General features: G+C 66.9%; 11 protein-coding genes. 5 read left to right on the forward strand and 6 right to left on the reverse strand.

Going from position 1 to position 11,221, the window contains the following annotated elements; translation table 11 throughout:
* Window positions 1-733 (forward strand): glycerophosphodiester phosphodiesterase family protein (locus LJE61_RS11275; protein WP_296918431.1); only part of this gene is annotated, 733 nt, incomplete at its 5' end.
* Between the two features lie 100 nt (window positions 734-833).
* Entirely contained in the window at window positions 834-1,322 is a 489-nt protein-coding gene (locus tag LJE61_RS11280; protein WP_296909187.1) for a hypothetical protein, read from the forward strand.
* Window positions 1,323-1,472: 150 nt separating this feature from the next.
* Here the strand turns inward: LJE61_RS11280 and LJE61_RS11285 are convergent, their stop codons facing one another.
* From LJE61_RS11285 to LJE61_RS11305, 5 genes are all read right to left on the reverse strand, one after another.
* On the reverse strand, window positions 1,473-4,340 hold the full coding sequence (locus LJE61_RS11285; protein WP_296909189.1) for a DUF349 domain-containing protein: 2,868 nt from the start codon (window positions 4,338-4,340) through the stop codon (window positions 1,473-1,475).
* 223 nt (window positions 4,341-4,563) lie between these two features.
* Window positions 4,564-5,334: a hypothetical protein gene (locus LJE61_RS11290; protein WP_296918433.1), complete on the reverse strand. Its 771-nt coding sequence runs from the start codon at window positions 5,332-5,334 to the stop codon at window positions 4,564-4,566.
* Window positions 5,335-5,466: 132 nt separating this feature from the next.
* A complete protein-coding gene (locus LJE61_RS11295) occupies window positions 5,467-6,099 on the reverse strand; it encodes an MBL fold metallo-hydrolase (protein ID WP_296914914.1) in 633 nt (210 codons plus the stop codon).
* 315 nt (window positions 6,100-6,414) lie between these two features.
* The gene (locus LJE61_RS11300; protein WP_296914912.1) at window positions 6,415-6,651 is read right to left on the reverse strand and encodes an HP1242/YdcH family protein; all 237 of its coding nucleotides are present in this window, start codon (window positions 6,649-6,651) and stop codon (window positions 6,415-6,417) included.
* Between the two features lie 187 nt (window positions 6,652-6,838).
* A complete protein-coding gene (locus tag LJE61_RS11305; RefSeq protein WP_296914909.1) occupies window positions 6,839-7,354 on the reverse strand; it encodes an OmpH/Skp family outer membrane protein in 516 nt (171 codons plus the stop codon).
* Window positions 7,355-7,938: 584 nt separating this feature from the next.
* On the opposite strand from LJE61_RS11305, the gene LJE61_RS11310 reads away from it, so the two are divergent.
* The 3 genes from LJE61_RS11310 (at window position 7,939) to LJE61_RS11320 (ending at window position 10,171) form a co-directional block, all read left to right on the forward strand.
* Entirely contained in the window at window positions 7,939-8,478 is a 540-nt protein-coding gene (locus tag LJE61_RS11310; RefSeq protein ID WP_296910810.1) for a DUF2058 domain-containing protein, read from the forward strand.
* An 86-nt stretch (window positions 8,479-8,564) separates the two neighbouring features.
* On the forward strand, window positions 8,565-9,311 hold the full coding sequence (locus LJE61_RS11315) for an NYN domain-containing protein (protein ID WP_296910812.1): 747 nt from the start codon (window positions 8,565-8,567) through the stop codon (window positions 9,309-9,311).
* Window positions 9,312-9,379: 68 nt separating this feature from the next.
* Complete coding sequence (locus LJE61_RS11320) at window positions 9,380-10,171, forward strand: TatD family hydrolase (protein ID WP_296910814.1); 792 nt, start codon at window positions 9,380-9,382, stop codon at window positions 10,169-10,171.
* Between the two features lie 74 nt (window positions 10,172-10,245).
* Here LJE61_RS11320 and LJE61_RS11325 read toward each other — a convergent pair.
* Window positions 10,246-11,221: cryptochrome/photolyase family protein (locus LJE61_RS11325; RefSeq protein ID WP_296918435.1), on the reverse strand; the 976-nt coding region annotated here is incomplete at its 5' end.

The following is an 11,221-nucleotide window of genomic DNA, read 5'->3' on the forward strand; positions in this document are numbered from 1 at the left end:
CCAGGCGATCGAGGATCAGGCCGACTGGATCGAGATCGATGTGCAGGAGACGGCTGACGGCGAGGTCGTCGTCGTTCACGACAGCGACTTCATGAAGCTGGCCGGCGAGCCGCTCAAGGTCTGGGACGGGACCCTGGAGGAGATCCGCGCGATCGACGTCGGCAGCTGGTTCGGACCCGAGTTCGCCGGCGAGCGGGTACCCACCCTGCGCGAGGTGCTGGAGGTGGTGCGCGGTCGGTCACGGTTGGTCATCGAGCTGAAGTATTATGGGCATGACCAGCGGCTCGAGCAGCGTGTCGTGGAGATCGTCGAGGCCGCCGGCATGGCTGAGGACGTGGCGATCATGTCGCTCAAGTACGACGGCATCCGGAAGCTGCGGGCCTTAAGGCCCGACTGGACCGTCGGCCTGCTGTCGGCCCAGGCCATTGGCGACCTGACCCGGCTCGAAACCGATTTTCTGGCGGTGAACATGGGGATGGCGACCGCGGGTTTCGTCCGTCGTGCGCATGCCGCCGAGACGCCGGTGTTCGTCTGGACGGTCAACGACCCGATCTCGATGTCCAGCATGATGTCGGCGGGGGTTGCCGGGGTCATCACCGACGAGCCGGCGATGGCGCGCGCGGTCATCGAGCAGCGCGCCCGGATGAGCCCAGTTGAGCGGCTGCTGGTTCGAACGGCCCTCGTGTTCGGCCGGCCGCCGCCCGCGCGGACCTATCGCGATGACTCGCCTTGAGGGGAACCGAGCGGGCGCACGGCGGTCGGCCATCCCCCTCGTCTTAGGCCTGCTGGTCGGTGCCGGCTCGGCCGCGGACGAGCCGGCGCCGAACGAACCGATGATGGACACCCTTGAGCGGCAGCTGGAGCTGGATCGTCACGCGCGTCTGGCGCTGCGCAGGTCCGCCGCGGACAGCCGTCTGGCCCCGTTCACCACCGACGGGTGCAGCGGCGGGCTGTCGGCAGGCTGGGACTACCTCGGGGCCTGGTTCGCGCGGTTCCGGACGGTGCATGGCGACCGCCCGCCCTGGGAGTCCTGCTGCGTCGCCCATGACCGCCTCTACCATGCTGCGGGACCGCGCGATGCAACGCCTGAGGAGAGCTTCGAGAGGCGCCGGGACGCCGACCTGGCGCTGCGGGCCTGCGTGATCGAGACCGGGGCGGAGCGGGTGCATGAGCTGAGCGCCGAGTACGGTCTGAGCGAGGAGCAGATCGCCGGACTCTATCGAACGGTGGCTGATCTGATGTACCGCTCGGTGCGTCTGGGCGGGATCCCCTGCAGTCCGTTCCCCTGGCGTTGGGGATATGGCTGGCCGGCGTGCGACTGAGCGTCCGCGCGGTCGCGGGGACCCGGTCGCCGACGGGACGCCGGATGTTGACGACCCGGCAGCTCGCCGTCGGGCTCGGCGGGGCGACCTGCGCGGTGCTTGTGCCGCGGACGCGATCTATGCCACGCCGGGGCAGACTCCGCACGTGCCTCAGGCGGCTGCCTGGTCCGCTGCGGCCTCGCTGGCGAGCGCCTGGCGGATCCGCTCGAAGCGCGTGATCAGGCTCGGCGTGCGCGGGGCAGGGCCGCACAGATACCACTCTTTCAGCAGGCGCTGACTTCCCTGCAAGGGGTCCTCTTCGCCTTCGACCATCCGTTCCGTCAAACGCGCGACCTGGAATTCCAGGCGCTCCTGGGCAAGCTCCTGCGGGGTGTCGACGCCGGCGAGGATCTCGAGCTGGAGGCAGAGTCGGGCGAGGCGTGCGGCGTTGGCTTGGTAGCGCTGGCGAAGCGATTCGAGCTGCGCCGGGTCCCGCGCCGCGGCCAAGGCGGAGGAGAAGCGCTCCGCGATCGCCTCTTGGACCTCGGTGTCTCGTTGCTCCGGCAGGCCTTGCCACGCCTCAGCGGCTGCCTCCGGGCTCAAGGGCTCACCGCCTTCTCCAAGCAGGTGAAGCTCCAGGCGCTCGCAGAGCTCGGCCTGTCTTCGCAGCAGATCCAATGCGCCCCGGCGCTCGGTCTCCTCGCGGGCGCGCCAGCGTTGCCGTAATGCCGACCTGGCGTCGCGCCATCGCTGGTTGAGATGGCTGGCCGCCTGGCGTGGAACAGGCAGGGACTGGGCGTCATCCCAGCGCTCCTCGAACCGGTGCAGCCCATCTGCGAGCCGTCGCGGATCATCTTCGGTCTCGGCGAGGGACAGGGCCTCCATGCAGATCGCCTCGCGGGCCGCGAGGTTCTCATCCAGCTGATGCGCGTGCGCCCGATGGAGGGCGGCACGCCGCTCGAAGATCCGGTCAGAGGCCTCACGGAAGGTCTGCCAGAGCTTGTTCTCCTCCTTGTGGCGGGCCGGGACGGTCGTGTGCCACTCGCGCTGGAGCGCTTTGGTCTGCCCGATCGCTGCCTCCAGGTCGGGCTCGTCAACGAGGGCCTCGATCTTGCGGATCAGCTCGTGCTTCATGGCCTGGTTGCGCTTACGCTCCCCGTCCAGACGCCGGTCCAGCTGCTTGAGGGCGTGCCGGAACCGCCCTTCCAGGGCCTTGCGGTCGCGCGGCTGAACCGGCCCGATGGCCGCCCACGCCTGGCGGGTCTCGCGCTCGGCACGAAGCACGCGTTTCCAATCGACGCGCTCCCAGTCCACCTTGGCGAGGAAGTCTTCGATCTGGTCGCAGACCGACTCCCGCGCCGCCCGGTTGGCCTCGCGTTCGGCCGCCTGCGCCTCCAGGAAGGGTCGGCAGCGCTCCTTGACGGTCTGGGACGCGCGGTGGAAGCGATCCCAGATCGCTTGGCTCGCGTGAGGCCCGCTCTTCTCCAGGCCCTTCCAGTCCCTCTGCAGGCTGTGCAGCCGCTCGCTCAGGGCCTCGAGTGAAAGGTCTGCCTCGACCAGGCGCTCCATCTCTTCGCAGAGGCCCTCCCGGTGCTGGTCGGCGCCCCAGCGACGCCAATGCTGAAGGTCGCGCAGACGGGGTGCGAGCGCGTGCAGCCGCGCGGCGATCTGATCCGCGGCACCCTGCTGCAGTCGGCTGGACTCGACCAGCTCCAGGCCCGCACGCAGGCTCTGAAACAGCGGGTCGGCCTTTTTCAACTCGCCGTTCGCCAGATGCCTCTCGAGGTCGGCAAGCTTCTCTGGGAGCTGCTTGAGACGCTGCGCGGCATGCTTCTGCTGGGTCTTGATGCGTCCCTCGATGCGGTCGAGGAGCGCAAGGAGCTCCGCCGTTTCCGCGCTCTCGGGCAGCTCGGCGGATAGTGCACGACCCTGATCCAGGAAGGTCTTCGCCGACGCCAGATCCAGCGGCCTGGGCTCCTCGAGCAGTTGTTGCGCCTTGAGGGTGGACCGACGCAGTCGGTTGAGACGCTTGCGTTGCCCGCCGAGCGCGGCCTGGGCCACCTCGGCCGAGTCCATGAGCTGGCGATAGCGCTGATCGAGCGGGCGCTGTCGTTGTGGCGGGAGCGGCTCCAAGGCGTCCCAGTCAGCGGCGACGCGCGTGCGCAGGGCGCGGACCTCGTCCTCGGTGGTGAGCTTGGTGGTTTCGGCGAGGGCCTCGAGCAGTGCGATTCGCTCCGCTTGCAGCGCGTCTTGAGTGGCCTCCTCGACGACCTGGGCGGCGGCCTCGCGGGCATGCGCCGCATAGACCTCAAGGAATCGTTCGCGCGCGGCCTCGAAGCGCGACTGCCAGGCCGGCTCCGCGGCATCCCGGATCTCCGACCACTGGCGTTCGATGTGATCCAGTAGCGCCCGATCCTGGTGCCATTGCCCGAGCCGCCCAAGACGCTCGACCTTTTGGCAGATCTCGTCGCAGAGATCCCGGACGCGCTGCGGCCGTTCCGCCTGCTCAGCGATCAGGCGCAGCTTCTCGCGTGCACAGCGGTGGACGTTTTTGTCCTTCTTGCCGATCTGCCGCAGGACGCGTTCCAGCGCCTCCTTGTCCTCCAGGCGCTCGATGGCCGCGCCGCGGTTGGCCGCGAGCGGGTCTTGAAGTGCGCACAGCGCGAGCACCTCCTGGGATTGGACTCGCTCGATCGCCGCGCGCCTGATTTCGGGCGCGACGCCCTCGGTCGCGACCTGCTCGATGATTCGCATATCCGTCAACTCGGAGAGCTCGGCAAGACTTGCGTCGAGCGATCCCTCCTCAGCCTGGGTCCCGCAGAGCAGATGGCGATAGCGTGCGGCGGCGATCTCGCGTACGCCGGCGTCCGGGTCTTCGGAAAAGATCAGGCGCAGCTGGGACAAGTCGGCGAGCCGGCGGGTCGCATCGCGCCTGACGGCGGGGTCGTCAGCACTGCGAGCGCGCTTCGCCAGGATCTCCTGATCCTCTTTTTTGGCAGGATCCTGCGGCCATTTTTTCAGAAAGCGCCCGAATAGCATTTTGCTCCCGCCAATCGTTGCTCATCGACCTGGCATTGTACCCAGAAACGCGGTCGAACGACCCCCGGGCATCTTTGATCCGATCCGCGGCGCTGGCATCGCCTTGGGGTTGCGTCGCGTGCGATGGGAGACTTGACGGTCCGGGGCAGTCGCGGCGGAGCTTCCAGCCTGCCGCCTCGGCCGCTCGGACCGAGCCTCTCGGCACGCGCTGCCGGAAGGGCGGTCAGGCTCGCTGGAGAACCTCTTGGAGCGACGCCGGGTTCGATGGAATCTCGATCCCGGCCTCCTCGGCGAGAAGCCGCAGGACCGGAACGAAGGCCGAGTCGGGCTCTGTCCGGGCCTGGGCCTCGAAGCAGTCCTCGTAGGCGTCGGCCACCCGCAGGATCAGGCGACGGGCGGTGTCGGACGAGGGACCAGCGGCCCGACTCGTCCCAGCGCGCCTGACCGGCGCTGGCGCCCCCGCCTCGAGCGCTGCGACGGCCGCCTCGGCGATGCGCCTTGCCTCGCGACTGACTGCGGCGAGATAGGTCGTGTCATGGGCGCGTTCGAAGGGGTCGGATGACTGCAGGCGGCTCAGGATCGCCTCACGTTCCAGCTCCTCGAGCCCGTTGAGCCGCTCGGCGAGCAGACGCGCGGACTCGGCGAGAGCGCCGAGCAGCCCCTCCCGCTTTGCTACGGGGGGCGCGCGATCGGGTTCGCCGGGGGGCTCCGGCAGGCTGGCCCGACAGCTTGCGATGCCGTACTCGACGGCGGCGGCAAACAGCTCGCGGCTCTCCCGATCCCCGACCGAGTGGCTGGCCAGGAGCTCCAGAAGGGACGCCCGTTGCGCCTTCGACAGCCGATAGGGCTCGAGGAAATGCGCCTTCTTGGTCCGTGTCGTGGTGCTCCGCCCCGTGGACTTGAGTGGGTCGGGGTCCGCGTTGCGGAGCCAGTGGCCGCGGGCAGGACTGGCCTTTTCGGCGACTGTCTGCGTTATGGTGCCTGTCTTTCGCATCGGGGTATGGCTTCCGCTCTGTTCCTGGCGATGGCCGCTCCCGGCCTGTCGCGTTGAGACCTCGCCCCTCGCTCGCGCCGTTCAGGTCGCGAGCCGATCAAACGGCAGGATGGCATCTGATCGGCCTGTTCTTTAGACCCGGACGAAGGGGTTGGTCCGGCGTTCCTCGCCGAAGGTCGACATGGGCCCGTGCCCTGGAATAAAGCGTACGTCGTCCCCCAGCGGAAGGAGCTGTCGTCGAATGGACTCGAGAAGCTGCTCGTGGTTGCCGCGTGGGAAGTCGGTGCGGCCGATCGATCCTTTGAAGAGGACGTCTCCGACCTGGGCCAGTCGCCCCTCGGCATCAAAGAACACCAGGTGACCCGGGGTGTGGCCGGGGCAGTGTATGACCTCAAGGGTCTCCTCTCCGATGCGGATCCGCTCCCCCGCTTGGAGCCAGCGGTCGGGCTCGAATCCGCGCACGGGCGGAAAGCCGAACATCCGGCATTGCTCGGGCAGAGCATGGATCCAGAAGGCGTCATCGGGGTGCGGTCCCCAGATCGGAATGCCGAGCCGCTCGGAGACCTCCGCGCTTGCGCCGAGGTGATCGAGGTGCCCATGGGTCAGGAGGACGCATTCCGGCCTCAGTCGCAGAGCGGCGGCCTCATCGAGGATCCGATCGGCTTCCCCGCCCGGATCGATGATCGCCGCGGCTCGGGTGCGCCCGCACCAGAGAAGCGTGGCGTTCTGCTGGAACGAGGTCACCGGCACGATTCGAAAGTCCATGGCCGCTCTGGTCGCGCGATCCGGGATTCCCATGCCCGCATGGTTCCACCTGCCGCCTGGCTTGTCCAGGCATCGACGGTCTCAACTGAGCGGCGATCGGGTTGTATGCACCTGACGAGTGTGCGCCGCACGGGGCCTTGCAGCGAAGCCAGGGCCTAGCCGGGGGCTCTGGCGGCCGGGGGTCGGTCGGCACGACCGCTCTGCTGAGGGACCCTCGGTCGGCTCGACGCGTGGGGATTGCCTCGATCCCTATCAGACCGGGCGCGATCGTCGGGAGAGGGGGGGAGGGAGGTCGGCGACCGGTAACTGGCTGAGTCAGGATCGTAAGATGCCGTAGAGCGTGTCCTTGAGCTGGAGCCGTTGTTTCTTCAGGTCCTCGATGGTCTCGTCGGCGACGGGTGTCCCCAACTCCTCCAGTTGGCGGACCCGTGCATCCAGCGAGTCATAGTCGTCCATCAGCCTAGCGAACTCCGCGTTGTTGGAACGCAGCGTCGCGATCTTCTGCTCCAGGTCCGGGAACTCGTGCAGGAGGTCGTGTGATTCACCGAGCATTGTGTCCGTTCCTCAAAAAAGGCGACCGCGACAGGGGTCGCGCCGGGGAGATGAATGGGCGGTGGGCGGATCGGTGAGCCGGACGCGAACGCCCATGTGATCCAGGCCGCAACGTCAAAAATGATACCCCAGCGTCACCGCTTGGAAATAGCCCGGTCATCACCGGTTGCCTGGGCTGATGAAGGCCTCAGTCGGTGTTGGCATCGAGGTGCTTGATGACGTCCGCGGTGATGTCGAGCCCCTGATCGAGATAGAGCAGGCCCGTCATGCCGGGCTCGACCACCATGCCCAGCTTCTTCTTATTCGCAATCGCCTTGATGGAGTCGCGCGCGGGCGCGATGATCTCCCGGCTCTTCTCCTGCTGGGCCTTCAGCAGCTCCTGCTGAATCCCTTTGGCCTTTTCCTGAAAGGCATCGATGCGGGTCTTGATCTCGGCCTCCTTCTTGCCCACCTGGTCGGCGCTCATCAAGGCGCCGTCGCGCTCGAGCGTTTTCTGCAGCTCGCGGATCTCGTTTTCCTCCCGGGCCATCTCTTGGCCGCGCGGCTCGAACTCGGTACGCAGCTGCTCCTGCAGTCGCTTACCAAGCTTGCTCTCCTCGAGGACCTTTTGCATGTCGACAAAACCCAAGTCGGCGGCGAGAACGGCCTGCGTCGGGATCACGAATGTGAGCAAGAGCATCAGTACGAGAAGCGGACGGGTCATGTATGAGACTCCGAAGGTGGGTGGCGTCGGTCTGTCCGGACTGGGTCAGCCGCGGCATCAAGGCAACGGACATTGCAGGGTCGTTTGACCGCGCGCGATTCTAAACGCACGCGTGAGTCACTACAACAGAATTATCAAAATCGTTTTTTAAGATATTGATGGGCCGATAGGTCAACTGCTGAAACAGTCCATCCCTGCGCAAAGCTGCAGGTGGTCTTGGAGACAACAGGGACGCCTTGAAGCGCGTCGTGATCATACATCTGGCGACGTGCGACCATGCATTTCGGCGTGGTCTCGTCCGGGCTCGGCCGGATGATCTGCGCCCGGACTCTTGGCGTTCAAGAGGCCCTCGCCCGCGGATTGCCGTCATCGCGCCCCCGCTGCGCTGAGCGATGAGCGCATCGTCAGGGTCCAAGGCTGGCGAGTGGGCTTGCGTCTCGCGCGCGCCTGTCGGATCCTTGCGTCGGCGGAGGCGGTGCACCAACCGTCGCGCTCTTTCGCGGGACCGCCTAAGGGCGTTCAGATGCGCTGACGGCCCGGATGCACCAGGGCCGTTTTCCGCAGCGTCTTTGGAGAGGATCAACGTGGGCAACTCGCTTCAGGACCAATTGCTCAAGGCCGGCTTGATCGATGAGCAGAGGTTGAGGCAGGCGCGCTCAACCAAGCACAAGAAGGCGAAGCACGGCGGTCGGCGCGGCTTGGCGGCCGATGACGCGGCACGACAGGCCGCCGAGCGGGCGCGTCGCGAGAAGGCCGAGCGCGACCGCGAGCTCAATCGCCGCCTTCAGGAGGAGGCCGCGCTGCGCGCCGCCGAGAACGAGGTTCGCCAACTCGTGCACACCCATCGGGTGGTGCGCGACGGTGGTGATGTGGCGTTCAATTTCACCGACGGCACAACCCTGAAGCGAATCTATGTCAACAAGGATCAGCACGCCAGACTGGTCGGCGGAAGCCTGGCGGTGGTGCGCCAGGACGCCTTCTACGAGGTCGTCCCGTCGGAGATCGCCGAGAAGGTCTCTGCGAGAGATGCGAGTCTGGTGCTGGTTCACAATCGGCCTCACGACGAGAAGGATGGCGATGACCCCTATGCCGACTACAAAGTGCCGGACGACCTTATGTGGTGACTGCAGCTCAGGCGACACCGATCAGGATCGGCCACGCCAAGTGCGGGCGACGTCCGGACACCCGGTAATCTGAGGGAGATCTGAGGATGTCCGACATCGCCAATCTCAAGCTCGCCGTGCTGATCGACGCCGACAACGCACAGGCAAGCATCGTCGAGGGTTTGCTGGCCGAGATCGCGAAGTACGGTACGGCCCATGTGAAGCGTATCTATGGCGACTGGACCCTGCCTTCATTGGGCTCCTGGAAGGATACCCTGTTGCGTCACTCCATCCAGCCCATGCAGCAGTTTCGCTACACTAAAGGCAAGAATGCGACCGACGGGGCCATGATGATCGATGCCATGGACCTCCTCTATTCGCGCAATTTCGATGGCTTCTGCATCGTCTCCAGCGACAGCGACTTCACGCGCTTGGCATCTCGGTTGCGCGAATCCGGGATGACCGTCTACGGCTTCGGCGAGCAGAAGACCCCTGAGCCCTTCGTCGCCGCCTGTGACAAATTCGTGTTCACCGAGGTTCTTCGGGAGGGCGCCGGTGGCGACACGGCGTCGCGCAAGAGCGGCAAGGATCTCGCACGCGATGCGAAGCTGGTCGGTCTGCTGCGGGCCGCTGTGGACGGGGCCGCCGACGACACGGGATGGGCGGAGCTCGGGCCGGTCGGCTCGGCGATCGCCAAGCGCAGCCCCGAGTTCGATTCGCGCAACTATGGCTACGCCAAGCTGAGTGGCCTCCTTAAGGCAATCCAGCTCTTCGAGATGGAGGAACGCCAGGTCGGCAGAGGGCCGCACAAGGCACTCTTCGTCCGTGATCAGAAGGGTGCGGTCGGGGATTAGCCGCGTCCGGGATGATCCTCACTGAGCTCGGGTCGTCGGTTTTCTCACCGGACGCCGTTTAGACCGAGATGGAGCTGATCGACACCCATTGTCATCTTGATGTCGCCGAGTTTGATGCGGACCGGCAGGCCGTGATCCACCGTTCGCGAGCGGCCGGCCTGGTGGGCATCGTGATTCCCGCCATCCATGCGAAAGGATGGGACGCGCTGCTCGGGCTCTGTGCCTCGCAGGACGACCTCTATCCGGCCTTGGGTCTGCACCCGGTCTATCTCGACCAACACCAGCCATCGGACCTCCCGGCCCTTGAGCGGGCGATCGCCGACCGGGGCCCGGTTGCGGTCGGAGAGATCGGCCTAGACTATTCCCAGCCGGAGCTGGATCGGGCGCGTCAGCAGGCCTTGCTCGAGGCGCAGCTGGCCATTGCGCGGGCGGCGGACCTGCCGGTTCTCCTGCATGTTCGAAAGGCTCACGACGCCATGTTGGCGATCCTGCGCCGGGCGCGGGTGAGGGGTGGGATTGCCCATGCATACAACGGCAGTCTTCAGCAGGCCCATGCATATCTGGATCTGGGCTTTCGGCTCGGCTTCGGGGGCATGCTGACCTTCGACCGCTCGTCGCGCCTTCGCCGTTTGGCCGCCCGGCTCCCCGGCGAGGCGATCGTGCTCGAGACGGATGCACCGGACATGACGGTCGCGGCGCATCGCGGAGGAAGGAACAGCCCGGAGTATCTCCCCGATGTCCTGCAGTCCCTGGCGGAGGTCAGACAGGACGCGCCCGAGGCACTGGCCGCCCTGACATCCGCGAATGCACGTGAGGTGTTGGGGATCGTCTCTCTGCTTCCGAGCTCAACAGAGCAGTAGCCAGTCCGGATCGAACGCAGGGTGCTTGCCGGCCTTGGCGCCGCGACTTGTCCTCGGCTGGAGGACCAGCCAGGCTATCGGCCCCGCGCCTTGATGATCTCGTACGCGGCCAGAGCGGCCTCGCGAGACGACCTGAGATCCACCAGCGGCTGAGGGTAATTCCGTCCGATATCCACGCCTGCGGCGGTGAGGATTGGCGCGGGGGCCGCCCAGGGTTGATGGATGTAGCGGTCGGGCAGGCGCCCAAGCTCGGGGCACCAGCGCCGCACGTAGGTACCCCCGGGATCGAAGCGCTCGCCCTGACGGACGGGATTGAAGATGCGGAAGTAGGGCGCGGCGTCGGCGCCGCATCCTGCGCTCCACTGCCAGCCGAGGCTGTTGCTCGCAAGGTCCGCGTCAACCAGCGTATCCCAGAACCAGCGTGCGCCGGCCTGCCAGGGAAGCCGCAGGTTCTTGGTCAGGAAGGACGCTACCACCATGCGGACGCGGTTGTGCATCCAGCCCGTGCGCCAGAGTTGGCGCATCCCCGCGTCGATCAGGGGGACGCCGGTCTTGCCGCGCTGCCAGGACAGGAGCAAGCGATCGGCGTCCGCGCTGCGCCAGGGGAAGTCGGCGAAGCGTCGGTCCAGCGGCTCGTCGGTGGTGTGCGGGAAGTGGTAGATGAGGTGGTACGCAAACTCGCGCCAGCCGATCTCGCGGATGAAGGGCGCGACGGGTTCCGCGGCCGGGTCGCCCCAGTGTTCGGCGACCAGCGTGAGGAGCCGTCGCGGGCTGATCTCGCCGAAGTGCAGGTAGGGAGAGAGCCCGGAGGTCCCGTCTCTGTCCGGTCGCTCGCGCTCGCCGGCGTAAGCTTCGATGCGGGTGTCCAGAAAGATGCGCGCGCGTTCCTGTGCGCTTCCTTCTCCCGGGGTCCAGGTCTGGTGCAATCCCGCATCCCAGGGGATGCGGGGCAGTAAGTCCAGGGCCTCGAGCGGACATGCGTCAAGGGCATCGGGTCCGGGGGGCAGGCCGCGGGGGGCGGGCAGGGCGCTCAGCCCGCTGAGGCGCTCC

The sequence above is a fragment of the Thiocapsa sp. genome, assembly GCF_022340925.1.
Taxonomy (GTDB): domain Bacteria; phylum Pseudomonadota; class Gammaproteobacteria; order Chromatiales; family Chromatiaceae; genus Thiocapsa.

Coding starts and splice junctions, on each gene's coding strand:
- LJE61_RS11290 (WP_296918433.1), bottom strand. CDS start 5,334: ATGCGAAAGACAGGCACCATAACGCAGACAGTCGCCGAAAAGGCCAGT.
- LJE61_RS11295 (WP_296914914.1), bottom strand. CDS start 6,099: ATGGACTTTCGAATCGTGCCGGTGACCTCGTTCCAGCAGAACGCCACG.
- LJE61_RS11280 (WP_296909187.1), top strand. CDS start 834: ATGATGGACACCCTTGAGCGGCAGCTGGAGCTGGATCGTCACGCGCGT.
- LJE61_RS11315 (WP_296910812.1), top strand. CDS start 8,565: ATGTCCGACATCGCCAATCTCAAGCTCGCCGTGCTGATCGACGCCGAC.
- LJE61_RS11320 (WP_296910814.1), top strand. CDS start 9,380: ATGGAGCTGATCGACACCCATTGTCATCTTGATGTCGCCGAGTTTGAT.
- LJE61_RS11285 (WP_296909189.1), bottom strand. CDS start 4,340: ATGCTATTCGGGCGCTTTCTGAAAAAATGGCCGCAGGATCCTGCCAAA.
- LJE61_RS11305 (WP_296914909.1), bottom strand. CDS start 7,354: ATGACCCGTCCGCTTCTCGTACTGATGCTCTTGCTCACATTCGTGATC.
- LJE61_RS11300 (WP_296914912.1), bottom strand. CDS start 6,651: ATGCTCGGTGAATCACACGACCTCCTGCACGAGTTCCCGGACCTGGAG.